We start from the raw sequence: 23,051 nt of genomic DNA, 5'->3' as shown, positions 1-23,051 counted from the left end.
AATTCGGGATCCATTACAATGGGAAAGCAAAGCGAAGGATTTGGCAGAACGCTTCATCAAAAACTTTGATAAATATACTGACAATGCCGAAGGTCAATCACTCGTGGCTGCAGGTCCTCAACTGGACTAAAGCCTAATAAAGACCACGTCGAAGGTGACTTGGTTACCAAAATATCTGACAAGCCCCTCTTTTGAGGGGCTTTTTATTGAATCCCAAGCCAGATTGATACAAGCTAAAGCCTAGATACTCTAAGTAGGCTCTCGCAAGGATGAAAACAGCGCTGCGCATTCTAATTCTGTTACTGGTGTTATTGGTTGTCATTCCAGCAACATTCATTACGCTACTCACCACTTCGTATGCGAATCCGACTTGGAAGATCCTATCTGAGCACATCAATTTGCCATTCCAGGCAGAACAAGTGAGCTATGACTTCCCATATCACGTCACATTAGAAGGCGTTAGCATCAAGCAACAACAGATACCTTATGTGGAAAAAGTCGACGTATGGCTCAACCCTGATATACGCCATGATGGAAAGTGGATAGTGGATAGCTTGCTGATCGATGGCGTCAATATTCAGTACGAGACTCTTGCTCAAATGAACGTCGATGGCATTCAATTCCATCAAATCGCGTTGAAAAACATCGATGTTGCTAGTCGAGATTTTTCTGTTCATGGGCTTAACCTCCAGATCCAGTCTCCTAACTGGTCAGCTACCCCATCCATTCTGCCTTATGGTGAAATCCAGTTGTCTGCAAAGCAAATCTACTGGAATGGTGAAACCTTCAACCAAGCACTCATCGATCTTAACTATCAGCCACAAGACAGTACGCTTTATGGAGCCTCATTTAGATGGCGCAACAGCCAAGTTTCGGGTCAAGCTGAGCAATACCCACAAGGTTGGTCTTTGGTCAATGTTACGCTAGATAAGCTCAAGTTAAGCAATGAACAGCTGCAATCCTTACTGGCAAAATCTTGGCAAACACTGCCGATAAAGGTCAATCATCTTAACAGTTTGGATTTACTCAATGCCGATATCGCTTGGGGAGACTGGCATTGGCAAAATCTCGCGTTATCGATAGAAGATGCGGATTTACCCCTCTCACTATGGCAGACTCGTGCCCAGGTATCGTTGCAAGCGGACAGCGTGCGTTTTCAGCAACAAACCGCAATAGAACCACGTTTAAGCGCAGTATTGTCACCAGGGCAAGTACAACTCAAAGAACTCAGCTTAGATTGGCATCAAGGCCGCGTTCAACTGTCAGGCTTGTTTCAACCAAGGAAATGGCAGTTAGATACTGTCTCCGTCCAAGGATTGAAGTGGGCGATGAAACCAGAAGACGGGACAGGTTGGTGGCATGCCATCACTCATACGTTAAATCAGATTACGGTAAATGATCTCGATATCGAGCGCAGCCAAATCATACAACTTTCAACAGAGCCATACTGGCAACTTTCTGGTTTGAACCTAGAAGGCAGCCAATTGAATCTCAAACGCCCTGATCAATACTGGAGCATCTGGGACGGCAATCTAGAAGCCAGTGTCGTGAACGCCAGTTACGATCAAGTGCTCTCATCACATGCCGCATTTACCAGCCAAAGTGATAACGGGCTTTGGGAGTTAACGCGTCTATTCGCTCCGTTAGACCAAGGTTACATTGAAGGCTTTGGCCAAATCGACCTGAGTCTCCCCAGCAAACCTTGGTCTTTAAACTTAAATGCCGACGGTGTGCCATTGAAGCTTGTTCATCCATACTTGCCCGATGCTCTAAAAGTCGAGGGCTTGTCCGATCTCAGTGTGAATTTGCAAGGTTTAGCGGGAGACTACAACATGCTGGCTTACAGTTTAACCGGTGACGTTGAAGCTAATTTACGCGACACCTCATTGCCTTCGCAACCAGATAGTACTCTCAACGCGGTGACGTTTTCTCCGATCCGCCTTCAGGCTCAGCGTGGAGCGGTATCGAGTCAGCCAGTCACCATTTCGGGCAAGACCATCCGTGGCAAAATCACCGGCGCATTTGATATGGCCAACAATCCACTGAGTGGGCTAACGTATCAACTGATACAACACTGCGGGCAAATTAAGGGAGATATCTTCACAAGCGCGCCGACCCGTAATGACTGCATAGCAGAAAAAACCAATCAAACATCCGGCTCATTGGAAGAACCAAACGTAGCCCCAACGGACTTGCAACCTGCCCCCGACTCTCAAAAGCAAGGGCAAGAGAATATTCTTCCTCCCACTCCGATGAACATTATCAAAATCGAGCAGCAGGAAGAAGAACGGGAAGAAGAGATTATTGAAGAAGCAGAGCCAACGATAAACGAAGAGACGCCCGAGCAACCTTTAGCAACGGAACAACCTTTAGCAACTGAGTAGCTCAGAGTAATTCGGCAACAACATGTATGTCCCGACAAAATCCACCGCGGGCGTGTCACCACTGTATATGACAACATGAATGACGATGCGCGCTTTACGTCCGGATGCCAAACGGTCCAAATCGCCACTGATGCCATCTAACGAGGTGCTAGCGACTGGATTTTGCTCCACTGGCCGACGATAACGAATCGAACTGTCTGCCAATACAATATCGCCATGCAACCCACGCTCTTTTAACAGCAACCAAGTCATCCCCCACCCTGTTAGTGTCGCTAAGGTAAAAGCGGAACCGGCAAACATGGTGTTGTGAGGATTTAAATTAGGATTAAGCTGAGCACTGCACTCGAATTGGTAACCAGTGTACTCGTTGATCTTAATTCCCATTTTATCACTGATTGGAATCTGCGCCTCCCAACGCTGTTGGAGCTCTGTGCACCAATCCGGACGGCGTAAAACATTCGCCATGGGATCCAACGGCTTGACCATTTGCTGGTGACGAACCGGTCCTCTTTCATCGGTGATTTCACCGCGACGTTCAAAGCCACTTTTTTCATAAAACGCAATGGCATCTTCTCGAGAATTACACACCAAACGTTTTGCGCCTTCCTGACGTGCTAAAGATTCCAATGCAACCAGCACAAGCGATCCCATACCTTTGCTGCGACGATTGTTCTTTACCGCCATGTAGCGAATCTGACCATCATTGTCTGGCGTAATGTACAAGCGCCCAATCGCCATCGGTCGACCTCGACCATCAACGATCATTCGGTGATGACTCATTTCATCGTATTCGTCACGCTCCGAACCAAGCGGCATTTGCCAGGGTTCACGTAACATTTGCCATCGGAATTGATAGTATTTTTTTAACTGGTTATCGGTTTTCGGGGTAATGAGTTTGAACATATCAATCCTTTGAAAGTACAAAACAAACTGAAGCTAAACACCACACAGACACAGATTACTTGCGCCAACGATAAGGCGTTATATCCTGGTGGGATATTTAGCTTAGCCTATTAAATAAAGACACGTAGAGCTTTACACTCTAGATTAGACCTGTAGCCAAAAAGTCACAGGACCATCGTTGACAAGAGACACTTTCATATCCTTGGCGAAGCGACCTCGCTCTGTCGGAAGCACTTGCTCACACAAGTCAGAAAAGTGGTCGTATAACCGCTCAGCATCCACTGGGTGCGCACCGCGAGAAAAACCAGCTCGAGTACCTTTTTTGGTATCCGCAGGTAACGTGAATTGAGAAACCACCAACACCTTACCGTCAACCTGCTGGACATTAAGATTCATTTTACCCTCATCGTCTTCAAACACACGATAAGTGGTCACACGCTCTACTAAACGCTTTGCTTTGGCTTCATCATCATCCTTTTCAACACCAAGCAAAACGAGTAGTCCTCGATCAATTTCTCCCACTACCTCACCATCCACACGGACGGCGGCTTCACTGACTCTTTGAATTAGCGCTATCACTGCTTTCGCTTCCTTCGTTTTCCAATTTAGATTCTGCGGTCGAGTGTAACATGTCTCGATCTTCACTCCAGTGCTCTCGTTCACCCAATGCAGCGGTTACCTCTGCGCCAAGCAATACGATCGTCCAGCATAAGTAAACCCAGACAAACAAGATTGGAATTGCGGCAAGAGCGCCGTAAATCAACTGGTAAGACGGGAACTGAGTAATATATAAAGCAAAACCTTTCTTACTTAACTCAAACAATATCGCCGCTAATGCTGCACCCATGGCACCGTGCATCAAATGCACTTTTTTATTGGGCACTAAGATATAGAGCCCCAAAAAAGCAAAAAACGACAGCAACAACGGCAGCCAGCGTAAAAACAGGTTAAATGCACCTGATAAGGTTTCGTTATCGAGAATTTGTAACGACGTGACGTAAGAAGTGGCGGCGATACTCGCACCCACCATAATTGGGCCTAGCGTTAACACCATCCAATACATCGAGAAAGAGAAGACTAAACGGCGTTTGTCTTTCACCCGCCAGATATAGTTTAGATTTTTATCGATATTGGAGATCAGCATTAATGCAGCAATAAATAAGAAGCCACCACCCACAGCACTCATCTTACCCGTGTTCGCGACAAACTCTTGCAGAGCAGTATGCACCGCCTCGCCCGAAGCTGGAACAAAGTTATTGATGATGTAACTTTGCAGCTGTTCGCCAGCGTCCGAAAACACCGGAAACTTCGATAAGATTGACAACAACACCGTCAGCATAGGTACGATGGATAACAAGGTAATATAAGCAAGGTAACCGGCATTCACGTTCACGCGGTCATGCGAAAGCCGTTTGAGAAGATATTTTGAGAACGTGACACCACTTGGCAATAGGTTGCTGAATCTCGCCTTGTAACTCTCTGATAACTGGTTCATAGTTCATCCTATAATTAGCGCCGAGGACATAAGAATGCCTTATTTATTAGTCATTGTACTATCAATTTTCACCTTAACCGGATGTCAATCCGCTTATTATTCAGCAATGGAACAGGTGGGTTACCACAAACGAGACATTATGGTCGATCGTGTTGAAGATGCCAAAGAGTCTCAACAAGATGCACAAGAAGAATTCACCAGTGCGCTTGAAGCGCTGTCTGCCCTAACAAATTTTGATGGTGGCGAACTCGAGAGCGTTTACAACAATATAAACGACAAATATGAAGACAGTGAGAAAGCAGCACAAGACGTTCGTGACCGGATCGCAGCCATTGAAGATGTGTCTGAAGCCTTATTTGATGAGTGGCAAGGCGAGCTCGACCTTTATACCAATGCGAAGCTACGCCGCTCAAGCGAACAAAAGTTGCGAGAGACTAAAACATCATACCGAACCATGCTCAGCGCGATGAAACGTGCGGAGAAAAAAATGACACCAGTATTGAATACGCTACGTGATAATACCCTGTATTTGAAGCACAACCTCAATGCCAGCGCGATTGGCTCACTCCAGGGCGAGTTCTCTAGCCTAGAGAAAGACATCCAGTTTGCTATTCAACAGATGAATGAAGCCATCGCAGAATCAGACAAATTTCTACACAAGCTGAATCAAAAGTAATGGTTAAAAACACCTCCTCACAAGGAGGTGTTACTCTTGTTGTTGGTCGACTAACTGGTTGACTTGTTCCACAAACGCCACCCTCTCCGCCACGGTACCCCAGGGTACTTCCACCACTTGATAACCAAGTTCAACGTAGGTATCCACGAGGGTTTGGTGGATTATTAATGCCTCTTCGAAGCTGTGTGGACGCACGTCATCTTGCACATAGATAGAGGCTTCAGGTCGGCAAGTCAGCACTTGGCTATGGTACCCAGCGCTTTCTTTAATGAAAGTCTGATCGACAGGACAACCGCCTACTCGAAGATAAGCGAGGATATCGGGGATCGCACGATCAACAAACGCAATGTCATGAGCTTGGGCCTCACGCTTTTGTTTGCTCATTAAGTCGAGACACAATCGGGCAAACTGAGGGAGATTTGTCCAAGGCAAGATGCCGCCGTCTAACTGGCTTTGCTGCTCAATCAGCGTACGGGAGCTTTCTGCAAACGTCGCATACCCTTGCTGTGCTAATGCGTTCAATAACGTGGTTTTACCCGCGCCAGGGCCACCAGTAATAATAATTGGATTCACATTCAACTCCAGACAACACAAACATCTCCAGACAATAAAAAAACCCCGAGCATAACTCGGGGCTTCTTTTTAGTCTTACCCGTTACGGAAGATTACTTCGCACCACGTGAAGCACGCTTACGATCGCTTTCCGTTAGGAATTTCTTACGGATACGAATGCTTTCAGGTGTCACTTCTACTAGCTCATCGTCATCGATGAATTCTAGTGCCTGCTCAAGCGTCATCTTGATTGGCGGCGTAAGAACCTGTGCGTCATCCGTACCAGATGCACGAACGTTAGTAAGCTGCTTACCTTTCAGTGCGTTTACGGTTAGGTCGTTATCACGGCTATGAATACCGATAACCATACCTTCGTAAACTTCCACACCGTGACCGATAAATAGACGACCACGCTCTTGAAGGTTGAACAGTGCGTTGGTTAACGCTTTACCCATCGCGTTTGCGATAAGCACACCATTAACACGTTGACCGATGTTTCCGCCTTTGTGTGGGCCGTAGTGGTCAAACGTATGGTATAGAAGACCAGAACCAGACGTCAGCGTCATGAATTCGGTTTGGAAACCGATCAGACCACGCGATGGCATGTCAAAGTCCATACGTACACGACCTTTACCATCTGGAGACATATCTTTCAGCTCACCTTTACGTAGGCCGATGTTCTCCATGATACCGCCTTGGTGCTCTTCCATTACGTCGATAGTCACGGTTTCAAACGGTTCCATTAACTGGCCGTTCTCTTCTTTGATGATAACTTCTGGACGAGATACAGCGAGCTCGAAGCCTTCACGACGCATGTTTTCGATCAGGATAGATAGGTGAAGTTCACCACGACCTGATACGCGGAATTTGTCTGGATCGTCAGTTGGTTCAACACGTAGTGCTACGTTGTGTACCAGCTCTTTCTCTAAACGCTCAAGGATGTTACGTGAAGTCACGAATTTACCTTCTTTACCCGCGAATGGAGACGTGTTTACCTGGAACGTCATCGTTACTGTTGGCTCATCAACAGAAAGTGGTGGTAGCGCTTCAACGGCGTTCTGAGCACAAATAGTGTCAGAGATTTTTAGCTCACCAAGACCCGTAATAGCGATGATGTCGCCCGCGTTCGCTTGATCAACGTCGTGACGCTCTAGGCCAAGGTAGCCCATTACTGTACCCACTTTACCGTTACGAGTCTTGCCGTCAGCACCGATAACCGTCACTTGTTGATTAGGCTTCACGCTACCGCGTTTAACACGTGCCACGCCGATAACACCAACATATGAGCTGTAATCTAGTTGCGAAACTTGCATTTGCAGTGGACCATCTAAGTCAACTTGTGGTGCAGACACTTCTTTAACGATAGTTTCGAACAGCGGCTCCATGTTTTCGCCAGTTTCGCCTTCTTCCAAAGCAGCCCAACCATTTAGTGCTGACGCGTAAACCACTTTAAAGTCTAGCTGTTCATCAGTTGCACCTAGGTTATCGAATAGGTCAAATACTTGATCCATAACCCAGTCAGGACGAGCGCCTGGACGGTCAATCTTGTTGATAACAACGATTGGCTTAAGACCATGTGCAAACGCTTTTTGCGTTACGAAACGCGTTTGTGGCATTGGGCCATCAACAGCGTCAACGATAAGTAGTACTGAGTCTACCATCGACATGATACGTTCTACTTCACCACCGAAGTCCGCGTGCCCTGGAGTATCAACGATGTTGATACGGTAATCATTCCAGTTAATTGCTGTATTTTTAGCAAGAATAGTAATACCGCGTTCTTTCTCGATGTCGTTCGAGTCCATGACTCGCTCTTCAGCTTCACCGCGAGACTCAAGCGTGCCCGATTGTTGTAGCAGCTTGTCAACCAATGTCGTTTTACCGTGGTCAACGTGCGCGATGATCGCGATATTTCTTAATTTATCAATCTGTGGAGTAGCCATGGATATTGATTCACTTAGATAGATGAAATGCCACCATGCTGAGAACGGGTGCTCTCTGGCGACACTTACTGATTAAAAAAACGGCCATAATGTACCAGATTCTAGCAAAAAACCTAGAAATATGTGATCGCCTCCAGAGCTTTTCTGTCAATTTTACGCTTAGAAGACCGATTCCAATTCAGAGCAACAAAAAAATAATGCTTTTCTATGTTCAATTCACATTGACTATTGGCGGAAAAATGGGCTGAATAAGCACAGTAGCTGTCACATCCTGGTGCAACAACAAAGCAATCGCACCACTTTAGTGCAAGCTCAGATCATTTTGGTGCAAACGTTTGCACAAACTAGCATTAAAAAACACAATTCCTTGAAATTAATGGAATAATTTTTTTGGCACGGTTTTAGCTTTATCAAAAACAGTATCGGTTAATGAAAAATAATTTGATTAATCAATGCCAAGTTTAATGAATATTTCATGAATTGAGCTTTCACCGCTTATTTAACACTGGAGGTTATCCAAGATGTCAGTAGAAAACGTTTTATCGCTGATCCAAGAAAACGAAGTAAAGTTTGTTGACCTACGCTTCACTGATACTAAAGGTAAAGAGCAGCACATTTCGATTCCTGCTCACCAAATCGACGCAGACTTCTTCGAAGAAGGTAAAATGTTCGATGGTTCATCAGTTGCTGGCTGGAAAGGTATCAACGAATCAGACATGGTAATGATGCCAGACGCATCTTCTGCCGTTCTTGACCCATTCACGGAAGACGCAACGCTAAATGTTCGTTGTGACATCCTAGAGCCTGCTACTATGCAAGGCTACGATCGTGACCCACGCTCTATCGCAAAACGCGCTGAAGACTTCATGCGCTCTACAGGCATTGCAGATACCGTACTTATCGGTCCTGAGCCAGAGTTCTTCCTATTCGATGACGTTAAGTTCTCAACTGACATGTCAGGCTCTTTCTTCAAGATCGATGACGTAGAAGCAGCATGGAACACAGGTTCTGACTACGAAGAAGGCAACAAAGGTCACCGTCCTGGCGTTAAAGGCGGCTACTTCCCGGTTGCTCCAGTCGATTCATCTCAAGACATCCGTTCTGCTATGTGTCTAATCATGGAAGAAATGGGTCTTGTTGTTGAAGCACACCACCACGAAGTGGCAACTGCGGGTCAAAACGAGATCGCAACACGCTTCAACACACTAACAACTAAAGCTGACGAAATCCAAATCTACAAGTACGTTGTTCACAACGTTGCACACGCATTCGGTAAGACAGCGACATTCATGCCTAAACCACTTGTTGGCGACAACGGCTCAGGTATGCACGTTCACCAATCACTAGCGAAAGACGGTGTAAACCTATTTGCTGGCGACAAGTACGGCGGTCTTTCTGAAACTGCACTTTACTACATCGGCGGTATCATCAAGCACGCTCGCGCAATCAACGCATTTGCTAACCCAGCAACTAACTCGTACAAGCGTCTTGTACCAGGCTTCGAAGCACCAGTTATGCTAGCTTACTCTGCACGTAACCGCAGCGCTTCTATCCGTATCCCAGTGGTACCAAGCCCTAAAGCACGTCGTATCGAAGTTCGTTTTGGTGACCCAGCAGCTAACCCATACCTAGCATTTGCATCAATGCTGATGGCTGGTCTTGACGGTATCAAGAACAAGATCCACCCAGGCGAAGCAATGGACAAAGACCTTTACGATCTACCAGCGGAAGAAGCAGCAGAAATCCCAACGGTTGCATACTCACTAAAAGATGCACTAGCAGAACTAGATGCTGACCGTGAGTTCCTAACAGCAGGCGGCGTATTCTCTGACGACTTTATCGATTCTTACATCGCACTTAAAGCTCAGGACGTCGAGAAAGTAAACATGACAACTCACCCAGTTGAGTTCGAGCTTTACTACTCTGTATAAGGTTACTACTGTGTAAAATGTAAACACAGTAACAAAATATTAGGCTCGCCTCGCAGGCGGGCCTTTTTTGTATTCGTCAGTCAACAAGAGCCGTTTAACATGGAGGGATAACAAAAATACGCTCAGATTCCTGGTGGCCAATCACCATCACCGCAGGTTTGAACAATCACCAAGATCTCAGCAACCGAAACGTGAAATCATCGATCAAAAGAAGGTGAGCAATGAAAGTTCAGCTTATGACGTCTCTGTGCGCGCTCAGTGGACTGCTTTATGCGTCCACCGCATCGACACAAATCGCTTATACATGGGAAGATGAAAATGGTGTCATCCATTTCAGCGATACGCCAAATCAAAGGTCTAAAGCCATTGCGCTACCCGACCTCGAAGCGGCCGCCCCCGCTCCTGAAGTAGAAAGCACAGAGTCGCTCTCACTAGACACTAACACATTGAGCGAGCCCAAGCCGGAAGCGCAACAAGAAAGTGAACAACCACCAGCGTTGCAACTTACCATGCTCACCCCTACACACGACGAAACAATACGCAGTAGCCGCGGGTTGATCAACATACAGTTAGAAGCTAATCGAAAACTTGGTATTGGTGAACAACTACAGTTGTTACTTGACGGATCACCCTATGGCGCACCACAAAACCGCTTTACTTGGCAGTTAAAAAATATCGATCGCGGTACCCACACACTTTCTGTCCAAGCCAAGAGAAGCGGCAAGCTTATTGCATCTACTAGCCTATAACGGTGCATTTACATAGAGCGAGCGTTAAGCCGACCGCAAACGGGGCAAACTAGGATAAATGGGTGGAAAATAGCATTATGATGGCGCTTTTCACTTTTTATTCTCAGGGACATTAGCCATACTTAACGTTCAGGCGCACCATTATTGTGCAATGCACAATCTTAACGCAAAACAAGGACGTCATGTGGATACTAATCTCCCCAGTGCCATACTCAACAACATGGTAACAGCGACGCTGATTCTCGATGATGGATTGGCGATACGTTATGCCAATCCCGCTGCTGAGTTGTTGTTCTCACAAAGTGCCAAACGAATTATCGAACAATCGTTATCACAATTGATCCAGCATGCATCGTTAGATTTAGCCTTGCTGACCCAACCGCTACAAAGCGGTCAGAGCATTACGGACAGTGATGTTACGTTTGTGGTTGATGGTCGTCCTTTGATGCTGGAAGTAACCGTGAGCCCAATTACTTGGGAAGGTCAGCTTATGTTGTTGGTCGAAATGAGAAAAATCGATCAACAACGTCGATTAACGCAGGAGCTAAATCAGCACGCCCAACAACAAGCCGCAAAATTACTCGTACGCGGCTTAGCGCATGAGATCAAAAACCCGCTTGGGGGACTTCGGGGGGCAGCCCAACTGTTAGAAAAAATGCTGCCCGAGCCATCATTGACCGAATACACCCACATCATCATTGAGCAAGCTGATCGTTTACGCGCGTTAGTGGACCGTTTACTTGGCCCCCAAAAGCCAGGCAAAAAAACGCAGGAAAACCTGCATCAAGTGTTGGAAAAAGTACGCCAGTTGGTCGAACTGGAATCTCAGCATTCTATCATCATTGAACGTGACTACGATCCAAGCCTGCCCGAGATATTGATGGATGCTGATCAAATAGAACAAGCGATGTTGAATATCGTCAGCAATGCAGCACAGATTCTTTCCCACCAAGAGCATGGCAAAATCACAGTTCGCACCAGAACGGTGCATCAAGCAAATATTCATGGTAAACGCTGTAAATTAGCCGCTCGGGTTGAAATAACCGATAACGGTCCCGGCATTCCACCAGAATTACAAGACACGCTGTTCTACCCCATGGTTAGTGGCCGAGAGGGAGGCACCGGACTAGGGCTGTCTATTTCACAGAATTTGATCGACCAGCATAACGGCAAAATCGACGTTGAAAGCTGGCCTGGCCACACCACATTTACAATTTATTTGCCGATCTGACAGGTTGATAGTCTTCAACGCTACGTCAGGTACACGGCTTTGCTGCAAGGAATAGTACATGAGTAAAGGATACGTTTGGGTCGTTGATGACGACAGTTCAATTCGATGGGTAATGGAAAAGACCCTCTCATCAGCCAACATAAAATGCGAGACATACGCTGACGGGGAAAGCGTATTAATGGCATTAGAACGTGAAGTACCCGATGTTCTGGTTTCGGATATTCGTATGCCAGGAATTGATGGTTTGGAACTGCTCAAACAAGTGCAAAGCAACTACCCGGATCTCCCAGTCATTATTATGACTGCACACTCGGATTTAGATGCTGCCGTCAACGCTTACCAGAAAGGGGCATTTGAGTACTTACCCAAACCCTTTGATATTGATGAAACTCTAACCTTAGTGGAACGTGCCATTGCACATAGCCACGAGAACAAGCGTGAGCAGCTAGCGTCAGACGACATTCCGACCGAAACCCCAGAGATCATTGGTGAAGCACCGGCTATGCAAGAGGTCTTTCGTGCGATTGGACGCCTATCTCGCTCTTCAATCTCGGTATTGATTAACGGCGAATCAGGCACAGGTAAAGAGCTGGTTGCTCATGCCTTACATCGTCATAGCCCGCGAGCGAATAAACCATTTATTGCTTTGAATATGGCCGCTATACCTAAAGATTTGATTGAATCAGAACTGTTTGGGCATGAAAAAGGGGCATTTACGGGAGCGAACAATGTTCGTCAAGGCCGATTCGAACAAGCCAATGGCGGCACACTATTTTTAGATGAAATCGGTGATATGCCCTTGGATATCCAAACTCGTCTGTTACGTGTATTGGCTGATGGCCAATTCTATCGCGTCGGCGGTCACTCACCAATAAATGTCGATGTCCGTATCGTTGCCGCCACCCACCAAAATTTAGAACGGTTGGTGCACGAAGGCGATTTTCGGGAGGATTTATTTCACCGTCTAAACGTGATTCGAGTACAAATACCAGCGCTGCGTGAACGCAAGCAAGACATTGAAAAATTGACACAACACTTTTTGGTCAGAGCAGCCGACGAACTGGGTGTCGAAACCAAAACGCTACACCCATCGACGGTGGAAATTCTCAATCGACTGGACTGGCCAGGTAACGTACGTCAACTAGAAAATATCTGTCGTTGGTTGACCGTCATGGCCAGTGGCAGTGAAGTATTGCCCAATGACTTACCTTCCGAACTGCTGCAAGAAAAGAAAAACGTGTCCGAATCTACTCAAGGCAGCTGGCAAGAACAATTGGCGGATTGGGCACGTCAATCGCTTGCTGCGGGAGATAAAGAACTCCTTTCTTATGCATTACCGGAATTTGAGCGTATTTTATTGGAAGCCGCCCTAGAACACACTAAAGGTCACAAACAAGATGCCGCCAAAGTATTAGGATGGGGAAGAAATACGCTAACAAGAAAACTGAAAGAGTTGTACTAACGCCTCTAAACAGCCTCAATAAGTGAAAATGCACATCTTGAGGCTGTTTGAATAACCCCCACCCCCACAATTAAAAATTCGAAGAAGTTAACAGAAACGCTGTGACTACCAGCTATTATTAACAAAGTTGTCATTATCATGATCAATTTCCACTTTTACTGCGATTAGGACATGTTGAAAAATCTTCCCCGCATGACACTGCGTACCGCTTTACTCGTCCCATTTGTGATGACTTTCCTGCTGACTATCGGTGTGATTATTTATGTCCAAAAACAGAACTATCAAGAGGTAGTAACCGATCTCAGTGACCGGCGACTCTCGGTACTATCCGACAACGTACACAACCGTCTAAATGGATTCTTGCGCAAGCCATTTACCGCCGTCATGGCACTGGCCCACAACGTGAGCTATCACGGGCTTACCGACTCCCAAGATCTCGAAAGTGTCAAAACCTACTTGTTGAGTGCATTCAAAAACCTCTACCACTCAATCCCACAATTGGATGTCCTTGCTTTTGGTGCGGAGAATGGCCAATTTGTCGGTTTTCGTCGCAATAGCTCAAACGAATATAGTTTGATGCAAAAAGACCAATTCACCAATGACAACCTGATCATTTACGAAACAAACTACGTCAGTTCGAATATCAGCCACACATTCAATTCGTATGACCCACGCACTCGTCCTTGGTATTTAGCGGCAGAAAACAAGCAACAAACTGTATGGTCAGATCTGTACATCAGCACCGATAGCCAACGTGAAATCAGTTTATCCGTTGTGTCTCCCGTGTATGCCCACCAACAATTTTCCGGAGTGTTGGTCAGCGATTTAAAAGTCAAAGCCTTAAGCGATTTTCTGCACGATTTGAAACGCTCAACCAAAGCGTCATTTTTCATTATGGATCGAACACATCGACTGGTTGCCCAGTCAAGCGCTGAAAGTATTGTTTCTCCAGGTACCCAATTCACGACTAAAGGCCAACGCTTATTTGTCTCTGAGAGCAACGACCCAATCATCAAGTTAAGTGCACAGCATTCTCGCTCATTCGATCTTTATCATGACAACCACACGCATTCCTTTGAGTTTGAATACAATGGTCAGCGTGTTTTTAACCGACTCACCCCTTACCGAGCGCCAAATGGCATGATGTGGTTTATCGGCACTTCCGTATCAGAAACCGATTTACTCGGAGCTCTCCTAACTAGTCAACAAAACAGTTGGATACTTGGTATCATCATCGCTATGGTTGGCGTTCTTATCTGTTGGTTCGTGATTAATCGCGTGGTTCGCCCCATTAATACCACTGCTGATGCCGCCTTACACCTAGCAAAAGGAGTGTGGACGTCCAATATTCCCCAAACTGGGAATGTGTATGAAACCGCGGTTCTAGTACAAACATTCAATGAAATGGTGAATAACCTTAATGCCTCATTCAAAGCATTACGTGCTCAATTACTTTATGACCCTCTCACTCACCTATACAGTCGACAAGGTCTAATTGAGATCAGTACCCGACAACCAAAGTTCACTCATGGCACGTTATTTTTACTGGGAATCAACAAGTTTAGGGATATTAATGACAGTGTTGGCCACTACAACGGCGATCAACTGCTTCTCAGCATTACTGAAAGATTAAAACAGCAGTTTGATAAAAACACCTTGCTCGCCCGAGTTGGCGGGGATGAGTTCGCTTTGTTTGCTGCAAACATACACAGCGACCATGAAGTTCAACAATTCATACATCAAATACAGCAACTGTTCGAGGTACCATTCATGCTCGAAGGAGAGCAGGTTGTCGCTAATACTTCCATTGGTATCGTAAAGGCGCAGCGAGAGATGGCATGCCCCTCTGGTTGCGCAATGCCAGTGTCGCCCTCAATTACGCCAAAAAGAAAACGCACAATGGCGTCTGCAATTACAGCCCGGATTTAACCTGTGCGTCTAAACATCGAACTAAAATGAAGACCAAAATACAAGCTGGAATTGAACAAAACGAGTTTGTTCCTTATTACCAGCCGATCATCAATTTGAACACTGGAAAAGTATGCGGCACCGAAGCATTAGCGCGGTGGCACAGTAACTCTGACACAATTTCTCCGTTAGACTTTATTCCTATTGCAGAAGAAAACGGCACGATCAAAACCATAGGCCAGCAAATTCTATTTCAAGCTTGCCGCGACATATATCAATCCATCGAGAACGGCGATTGTGCCAACGATTTTCAACTGCATGTAAATGTCTCTGTCCAGCAGCTCTCTTGCCCGGAGTTTATTCCAAGCGTGAAGACGGTACTTCAAGACACGCATCTATCGGCAAGCAACCTTACTTTAGAAATTACTGAGTCACGTATCGTCGATAGTGCCGCCACGACATTGACTAACATAAACACATTACGCGATATGGGCATCAGCATTGCTATTGATGATTTTGGAACAGGCTACTCTTCACTCTGTTACCTACATTCATTGCCATTTACCTGTTTGAAGATCGACCGAACATTCATCAATCAATTGACCACCGAAAACTTAGATAGATCGATCGTTGCAGCAGTACTCAATATCACCAAAGAGCTCAACATCAACGTAGTGGCAGAAGGTGTGGAAACGAAAGCACAAGAGCAACTGTTGATTTCATTGGGTTGTCATCAGGCTCAAGGATTCTATTACAGCCGTCCGATGCCATATAAAGAGTGGTCAACATATATGGTTAACAAGAAGTAAAAAAGACCGTGAAGTGCTGGTTTGCTCACCACTTACTACTGACAACCGACCTCACTGTTATTTATACTTATACCAATTCCTGTCATATACCTATTGGAATTGGTTTTACCCCAACTATTGCCACGGATGATGTTTGGGCCACTTCTCGTTCACAATTAGCCGGATATCAACACAATGATAACTAAGAACCTTCCCCTTACTGATTTGCACCGCCATCTTGACGGTAACATTCGCACTCAAACGATTCTTGATCTAGGCCAAAAGTTTGGCGTTGCTCTACCCGCGTACGATGTCGAGTCTTTAACCCCACACGTTCAAATTGTCGAAGCTGAACCTTCTCTTGTCGCTTTTCTTTCTAAGCTCGACTGGGGCGTGGCGGTATTGGGCGATCTAGATGCGTGTCGCCGCGTTGCGTATGAAAATGTGGAAGATGCGCTCAATGCACAAATCGATTACGCTGAACTGCGATTTTCTCCTTACTATATGGCAATGAAGCACAAATTACCTGTCGCAGGTGTTGTCGAAGCCGTCGTCGATGGTGTTCAAGCGGGTATGCGAGACTTTGGCGTAAAAACGAACCTAATAGGAATTATGAGTCGCACATTTGGTACTGAGGCCTGTCAACAAGAGTTGGATGGCATATTGAGCCAAAAAGAATATATCGTTGCCATTGACTTGGCCGGTGATGAACTAGGACAACCAGGCGAACGCTTCGTATCTCACTTTAAGCAAGTGCGTGATGCAGGGTTAAACGTCACAGTACATGCGGGAGAAGCCGCAGGTGCGGAAAGTATGTGGCAAGCAATTAATGAACTAGGCGCAACGCGTATCGGTCACGGTGTTAAAGCGATTGAAGATCCAAAACTAATGGATTATTTAGCAAAACACCGCATTGGCATTGAGTCCTGTCTTACGTCCAACATTCAAACCAGTACGATTGAATCTCTTGCAAATCACCCACTAAAACAGTTCTTAGATCACGGTGTACTCGCTTGTCTCAATACCGATGACCCTGCGGTTGAAGGTATTGAACTGCCTTACGAATATGAAGTTGCAGCACCAGCTGCTGGGCTGAGTCAAGAACAAATCCGTCAGGCGCAAATCAACGGCCTTGAACTGGCATTTCTATCAGATGACGAAAAAATCGCACTGAAAGAAAAAGTGAAAGATCGCGTATAATCACAGCTAAAATATGAAAAATGCCAGCATTTGCTGGCATTTTTCATTTAGCTTTCAGCCACAACCGTTGTGATTAAATCACTCGAGAAAACTGCTGCTGACGAGCTTTTGCTCGGAGGTACTTATCAAAACACATACAGATGTTACGAATCAATAAACGACCACGCAACGTAACGCGTATTTCTCTGTCATCGACTTGCACCAATTCATCATCAATAAAGGTTTTCAGCAGCGCTAAATCTTCTTTGAAGTATTGATTAAAGGTGACATTAAACGACGATTCGATCGCATGTTTGTCCAGTTTAAAATTACAGATCAACTGCTTAATGACTTCACGGCGCAATAAATCATCGCTGTCTAACGTGACCCCTTTCCAGATCGCGTGGCGGAGTTCATCGACCTGTGCGTAGTACTTTTTCAACTCTTTTTGGTTCTGCGCGTAAGCATCACCAATCATTGAAATCGCCGACACACCAAAACCAACGAGGTCACACTGACCTTGAGTGGTATAACCCTGAAAATTACGATGCAGTACCCCTTCTCGCTGTGCAACCGCCAGTTCATCATCTGGTTTGGCGAAATGATCCATACCAATAAACTGATAACCCGCGTTGGTTAACGTTGCGATGGTGTCTTGCAAAATCGCCATCTTTTCTTCAGCTTTCGGCAAATCATCATCTTTGATCTTACGTTGCGCGGCAAACAATTGTGGCATGTGTGCGTAGTTAAATACCGATAAACGGCCTGGTTGCATTTCCAAGACTTTATTAAGTGTATGAGCAAATGACGCTTGGGTCTGCTTTGGTAAACCATAGATTAAATCAAGGTTCGTCGAACGGAAGCCTAGCGCTTTCGCACGTGCCACCATCGCAACAATAAAATCTTCGTCTTGATCTCGGTTAACCAGTTGCTGCACTTCTTTATTGAAGTCCTGAACGCCGATACTTAATCGGTTAAAGCCTTCACCACGCAAATGATCCAGCATCGTCATCTCGATTTCGCGTGGATCGACTTCAATGCTGATCTCCGCATCTGAGCTAAACGAAAACTCTTGGCGCAGCAGATCCATCACACGTGTAATCTGTTTTTCTGATAAGAAAGTCGGTGTACCACCACCAAAGTGCAATTGAGTCACGGTTCTACCGCTTAGCAAGGACGCTCGCTGACGAATCTCAAGCTCAAGCACATCAAGATATTCATCGGCTTTGTGTGAATGACGCGTAATGACTTTGTTGCAACCGCAGTAGTAACAAAGCTTATGACAGAACGGAATGTGAACGTACAAAGAAAGTGGACGCTCAGGATACTGAGAGCACGCCATGTCATAGTCAGAAATGGTAAATGCTTCATGAAATTCAAGCGCTGTGGGATACGATGTATAGCGAGGACCAGAGTAGTTATACTTATCCAATACCGCTTGATCCCAGACGATTTGCTGTTTCGACTCAGTATGTTGATTAGACATGGTGGTACTTCCGTAAAATGAATGAGGTAACGCGAGTCGTTACCCAATACTCAGAGCCTTATTTTGCCATACGACGGTAAGCGCAGGTGCAATACCTTTTCGCTTTTTAATTATAAAACCTAAGATCTGTTAGCGTGATCACGATCCCCCTACTTAAGTCATGGACATCATAGGGGGGATGAATTAGATCATCTGAATATTGATTTGATTGTTCAATGGCTTGACGTTTTTCTGCAACACTTTCAGCTCTTCAATGATCGCATCAGTTAGGCGGCTTTCCGCTTTATGACGGGTCAAGTTTTGTTGCATACGCTCTTTCTTTGCCAAGTGTTGACGATCATCACCACGGGCCATGTCTTTTACGATATGGTAAAGCTCAGAAATTGCAGGGTATGTTTTATCAAAATCCACACGTTCTTCACCTTGAACATAGTCCATGATGTTGTAAACACGAATGCTGATTTCCGATAAATCACATTGGCCTTGAATGCCAGCCTGACACAAGGTATGCACGTTCTCAAAGATGTTGGCGTTACGTTTTTCGATCGCCAATTTCTTGTGTTTCAACTGCAATTCCTTTTGCTTTTTCAATTGAAGCAGAAGGTAACCTGCATAAGAAGCGAGCGCGATTATGATCACCACACCCACGCAGACTAATAAGGTTACATTCATCGATTGATTATCCTTTGTAGTCGTCGAAGTTGATATCGTCAAAGTCAGCGAGAAGATCATCGTCATTACGAGACGACTTTTCAGAAGGCGCAGTGAAGTCCTCCTCTTCCTCGGGTTCTAATAGACCCAACTGATCCATGAGCTTTTCAATGCGATCGAGTTTCTCATCAACGTACTTCTGCAGACCGGTGCCTAAGTTTTCACCCGCTTCAATACGATCCAGTAACACGTTTAACTGCGCATCATTTTCCAGCATCTCTAGCTCTTGTTCCTTAGAAAGACGGCGCTCTTGCTTGGTCATCTTTTTCACTGGTTCAACAACTAATGGGATTTTTTTCTTGCTCCCCAAGCGTGGATCACGATTCTGTGCTGCTGCGTGTTTCTTCTGCTCATTAGCTTCTGAATTGCGGTTACCCGTCTTCAGGCCTTTACGCTTTTTAGCACGCTTGCGTAAGCGACCTTCCACATCAGACTCTGTGCGGTTACGAGTAACAAAAGGCTCAGGAGCGCCTGCGGCACCCGGTTTTCTAGATTTTTTACTACGGCTCATTACTGGGTCTTCCTCAGTAAAATTACATCATTTCCAATAAATTCAAGTTCGAGCATATCCCGCTCTGCTAGGAACTGAAACGTTTCACGACTAAAGAACACAACATGCGTTGGGTCGTTCTTATAATGCCATGATTTAAAAGCCTCTACATCGATGACCATTTTCGTCATCAGGCCTATCCAGCCCCCCGGCTTAACTAAATTCAACCATTGTTCCCACACCATATCTGGGTGGTAGAGGTGCTCAATCACCTCTGTTGCTGTCATGAAATCATACTGCTTATCTAACACGGACGTATCCGGATGATAATAAAGATCGTATAACGCCATGTTGTGCCCCGCTTCTTCTAAGATTAGAGACAGCGTTGGGCCTGGGCCACAACCAAAGTCGATACCCTTCGATTGAGGTGAAATTCGCTCTGAGATTGGGTCAGCAATACGCGATAAAAAACGCCGGTACCCCACATCCTCCGGATTGTTTTCATGCAGATCATAGTGAGCTTTTTCCGTTTGCGCATCCAAACGTTGATCTGGATGGACAAACACCAAATGGCATTGCTCACATTGAAGATACTCACGTTGCTTATCTTCATGATAGTGATGAATACGCTGATTGTGGCATAAAGGACAGGTATACATGCTGACTTCCTCAAACAGGGATGCGAAACATACCAGAAACTGGACGCAGATTGGAGTGTTGCTGAGTATTTTTTCATCAGTTTTTGTTAAAAAAAACGATTCTGGGTGGTATAAACTCTCTGTCCACGAGTTGCCACCGATGACCGACTCCATTAATCAAAATCAGAGCAATAAAAAAAGCGACAGATAAACTGTCGCTTTCTAAAGCCACCCGAGTGGCGAAATTTTTTCTGCACAATATTGGTGCATCAAGAGTCCTTTTGTTTTTCGAGCTTTCCCTGCCAAATCTATTGTTTTTCATCTCCCTGATGAATTTTGGCTATCCTTTCACTTCCTGTGTTCTAGGCAACTTCCTATGCCGGGTCCCTTTCACTGTCTTAACCGTCAGACGAGATGATCATCCCTATCCAGCAGGCTCCTTGCCCGCCGAAATCCATTTTTACTCAACAAGCTTCCTGCTTGCTTCCATGTAGACCTAAGCCATGGCCTGAAATCCTTACGCTCACTTCTTGCGAACACTTTGTACTTTACGCCAACTATTGGAGCTCACAAGCGACCTGAAACAAAAATCTGGACGCATTTTACGTAAGAAAAAGAAAAGAATTACAAATCATAATGTTAGCTTTTCACTTCAGAAGAATATGACAGCATACATGGTAAATGTCTTACAAACAGCGACGTAATCTGCCTCAGTGAGCCTCCGTATCCAAAGTGATGGACATCACAAAAAAAATGCCTCAGCGAATGTGCTGAGGCATTGTGTATCATTTGCTCGAACAATGGGTCTGTTAGTGCAGACCACCTACGTATTTCGACAGAATTTCGATATCGTCATCTGTCAGTTTCTTCGCGATATCACGCATCATACCGTTCATGTCGTTATTACGACTTCCATCGCGGAATTTTTCCAACTGAGCTTTGACGTAAGCCGCGTGCTGACCAGAAATCTTAGGGAAGCCTGACAGTTCGGTACCATTACCTCGCGCACCATGGCAGGCAATACATGCGGTGATACCTCGCTCTGCATCCCCAGCGGTATACAGTACTTTACCTTTAGCAACTACGTCTTCAGGAGTGGAGTTTTCTGAAATTGGTAGAGAAGAATAGTATGCAGAAAGGTCCGCAATATCCTCATCAGTAAGTGGCATTGCCATGCCACTCATAACGGGATCATAACGACCTTGCTTACCTCCACTGGTCATCCCAAGCTTGAGCTCTTGTAACTGCTTCTCGAGATATTTAGCGTGCTGACCAGCAAGCTTCGGATACATATCCATTAGACTGTTGCCGTCTGCACCGTGGCAGGCAACACAAGTTTGTGATTTTGCTTTACCAGCCTCAATACTACCTTGGGCCCATACTGAGCAGCTGGCTAAAAGACTCAAAATTAGCGCTAATTTCTTCATGACATTCCATTATAATTATCAAGCTTCCAGTACCACGGAATATGAACATACCGTGTACACTCATGGTACAATAGGCGACCTTATGCCGAGCACGGTTATTTTACACAATTTCACAAAAAAGTAATCAATCGACTACACAAAGTCGAGATGGAGTTAACAGTGAGCGTAAAAATTCATTACCAAAACACGCATTTCATCACTAGTGCACCCGATATTCGTCATTTACCTGAGGACGAAGGTGTCGAAATTGCGTTTGCAGGAGCTCAAACGCGGGTAAATCGAGCGCACTTAATCGTCTAACTAACCAAAAAAGTTTAGCCAAGACATCTAAGACGCCTGGTCGTACCCAATTGATCAACTTATTCAAAGTTGAAGACGGTTGCCACATCGTCGACTTGCCAGGGTACGGTTTTGCTCAAGTCCCTATCGAGATGAAAAACAAATGGCAGAAATCTCTCGGTGAATACCTGCAGAAACGCCAATGCCTTAAGGGCTTGGTGGTCTTAATGGACATTCGCCATCCAATGAAAGATCTCGACCAACAAATGATTTTCTGGGCAATCGATAGCCACATTCCTGTACAAGTTCTGCTGACTAAAGCAGACAAACTCAAAAGTGGTGCTCGTAAGCAAACTTTATTAAAAATTCGTAAGCAAGTGGAAACATTCGGTGGCGATGTTGCTGTAGACGTTTTCTCTTCTCTCAAGGGCTTAGGAGTCGATCAGTTGCGCGCCAAACTGGACACTTGGTTTGCGCCAGCATTGACACACCTTATGGAAGAGGACGAATTGGTAACCCCATCAGAGTTAGCACCGCACTCAAATCATGAAGATTAATTAACAAAAAATGTTAAATTTTCTGCGCTAGCCCTGCCATTTGGTGGGGCTTTTGTTTATACGCCCGAGACTTCCCATTTATTCAACAGTCATTATCTTCTATGTTTCACTTCTTAAGCGACTATTCACAACCTAGACGACAGATAATAAAAATCCCCACCTTCCTGGCGGGGATAACGGGAGAGAAATAGTAGTAGTCGTTATTATTATGCTGAATAAGCATTACCTAACTTTTGCATCATTTCAATAGCATAAAAAACGT

The 23,051-nt window shown here is 45.3% G+C and carries 16 protein-coding genes and 3 pseudogenes; 9 read left to right on the top strand and 10 right to left on the bottom strand.

Annotated features, from left to right (window positions below; translation table 11 throughout):
- The first annotated feature begins 269 nt into the window (after positions 1 to 269).
- Positions 270 to 2,384, top strand: coding sequence for an AsmA family protein (locus SU60_RS12345; protein WP_041155763.1), 2,115 nt, complete (start codon positions 270 to 272; stop codon positions 2,382 to 2,384).
- On the opposite strand, the gene SU60_RS12340 is transcribed toward SU60_RS12345, so the two are convergent.
- From SU60_RS12340 to SU60_RS12330, 3 genes are all read right to left on the bottom strand, one after another.
- Positions 2,370 to 3,287, bottom strand: a complete 918-nt coding sequence (locus SU60_RS12340) for a bifunctional GNAT family N-acetyltransferase/hotdog fold thioesterase (RefSeq protein ID WP_041155762.1) — start codon at positions 3,285 to 3,287, stop codon at positions 2,370 to 2,372. The genes SU60_RS12345 and SU60_RS12340 overlap by 15 nt on opposite strands.
- 144 nt (positions 3,288 to 3,431) lie before the next feature.
- Entirely contained in the window at positions 3,432 to 3,866 is a 435-nt protein-coding gene (gene dtd, locus SU60_RS12335; protein ID WP_041155761.1) for a D-aminoacyl-tRNA deacylase, read from the bottom strand.
- Complete coding sequence (locus SU60_RS12330; RefSeq protein ID WP_041155760.1) at positions 3,838 to 4,782, bottom strand: virulence factor BrkB family protein; 945 nt, start codon at positions 4,780 to 4,782, stop codon at positions 3,838 to 3,840. The genes dtd and SU60_RS12330 overlap by 29 nt, the downstream gene beginning before the upstream one ends.
- A 34-nt stretch (positions 4,783 to 4,816) precedes the next feature.
- Between SU60_RS12330 and SU60_RS12325 the strand changes: the two genes are divergently transcribed.
- Positions 4,817 to 5,458 (top strand): DUF2959 domain-containing protein, encoded by a 642-nt coding sequence (locus SU60_RS12325; protein ID WP_041155759.1) that lies wholly within the window; start codon positions 4,817 to 4,819, stop codon positions 5,456 to 5,458.
- Positions 5,459 to 5,488: 30 nt separating this feature from the next.
- Here the strand turns inward: SU60_RS12325 and SU60_RS12320 are convergent, their stop codons facing one another.
- Entirely contained in the window at positions 5,489 to 6,031 is a 543-nt protein-coding gene (locus SU60_RS12320) for an AAA family ATPase (protein WP_041155758.1), read from the bottom strand.
- A 92-nt stretch (positions 6,032 to 6,123) separates the two neighbouring features.
- Positions 6,124 to 7,953 (bottom strand): translational GTPase TypA, encoded by a 1,830-nt coding sequence (gene typA / locus SU60_RS12315; protein ID WP_041155757.1) that lies wholly within the window; start codon positions 7,951 to 7,953, stop codon positions 6,124 to 6,126.
- Between the two features lie 521 nt (positions 7,954 to 8,474).
- Here typA and glnA point away from each other — a divergent pair.
- The 6 genes and pseudogenes from glnA to add all read left to right on the top strand — a co-directional run bounded on the left by glnA (position 8,475) and on the right by add (position 17,222).
- Positions 8,475 to 9,884, top strand: a complete 1,410-nt coding sequence (glnA, locus tag SU60_RS12305; RefSeq protein WP_041155755.1) for a glutamate--ammonia ligase — start codon at positions 8,475 to 8,477, stop codon at positions 9,882 to 9,884.
- Positions 9,885 to 10,105: 221 nt separating this feature from the next.
- A pseudogene (locus tag SU60_RS12300) lies at positions 10,106 to 10,686 on the top strand (DUF4124 domain-containing protein).
- 131 nt (positions 10,687 to 10,817) lie between these two features.
- The gene (gene glnL / locus SU60_RS12295; protein ID WP_128814666.1) at positions 10,818 to 11,864 is read left to right on the top strand and encodes a nitrogen regulation protein NR(II); all 1,047 of its coding nucleotides are present in this window, start codon (positions 10,818 to 10,820) and stop codon (positions 11,862 to 11,864) included.
- 58 nt (positions 11,865 to 11,922) lie between these two features.
- Positions 11,923 to 13,326: a nitrogen regulation protein NR(I) gene (gene glnG, locus SU60_RS12290; RefSeq protein WP_041155753.1), complete on the top strand. Its 1,404-nt coding sequence runs from the start codon at positions 11,923 to 11,925 to the stop codon at positions 13,324 to 13,326.
- 171 nt (positions 13,327 to 13,497) lie between these two features.
- Positions 13,498 to 16,043: pseudogene (gene gepA / locus SU60_RS12285) on the top strand (phosphodiesterase GepA).
- A gap of 174 nt (positions 16,044 to 16,217) precedes the next feature.
- A complete protein-coding gene (gene add, locus SU60_RS12280; protein ID WP_041155752.1) occupies positions 16,218 to 17,222 on the top strand; it encodes an adenosine deaminase in 1,005 nt (334 codons plus the stop codon).
- Between the two features lie 73 nt (positions 17,223 to 17,295).
- Here add and hemN read toward each other — a convergent pair whose 3' ends face one another.
- From hemN to SU60_RS12250, 5 genes are all read right to left on the bottom strand, one after another.
- Complete coding sequence (hemN, locus tag SU60_RS12275; RefSeq protein ID WP_041155751.1) at positions 17,296 to 18,687, bottom strand: oxygen-independent coproporphyrinogen III oxidase; 1,392 nt, start codon at positions 18,685 to 18,687, stop codon at positions 17,296 to 17,298.
- A 183-nt stretch (positions 18,688 to 18,870) separates the two neighbouring features.
- Entirely contained in the window at positions 18,871 to 19,359 is a 489-nt protein-coding gene (locus SU60_RS12270) for a DUF2489 domain-containing protein (protein WP_041155750.1), read from the bottom strand.
- A gap of 7 nt (positions 19,360 to 19,366) precedes the next feature.
- On the bottom strand, positions 19,367 to 19,909 hold the full coding sequence (yihI, locus tag SU60_RS12265) for a Der GTPase-activating protein YihI (protein ID WP_041155749.1): 543 nt from the start codon (positions 19,907 to 19,909) through the stop codon (positions 19,367 to 19,369).
- On the bottom strand, positions 19,909 to 20,547 hold the full coding sequence (locus SU60_RS12260) for a class I SAM-dependent methyltransferase (RefSeq protein WP_041155748.1): 639 nt from the start codon (positions 20,545 to 20,547) through the stop codon (positions 19,909 to 19,911). Before SU60_RS12260 ends, yihI begins: the two co-directional genes overlap by 1 nt.
- Positions 20,548 to 21,335: 788 nt before the next feature.
- Complete coding sequence (locus tag SU60_RS12250) at positions 21,336 to 21,953, bottom strand: c-type cytochrome (protein ID WP_041155746.1); 618 nt, start codon at positions 21,951 to 21,953, stop codon at positions 21,336 to 21,338.
- A gap of 159 nt (positions 21,954 to 22,112) precedes the next feature.
- Here SU60_RS12250 and yihA point away from each other — a divergent pair.
- Positions 22,113 to 22,789 (top strand): annotated as a pseudogene (gene yihA / locus SU60_RS12245) (ribosome biogenesis GTP-binding protein YihA/YsxC).
- Positions 22,790 to 23,051 lie beyond the last annotated feature (262 nt).

The organism is Vibrio mytili (genome assembly GCF_000830505.1).
GTDB classification, from domain to species: domain Bacteria; phylum Pseudomonadota; class Gammaproteobacteria; order Enterobacterales; family Vibrionaceae; genus Vibrio; species Vibrio mytili.
The sequence above is the reverse complement of the archived record's forward strand: the minus strand, read 5'-3'. Positions and strand labels throughout refer to the sequence as shown.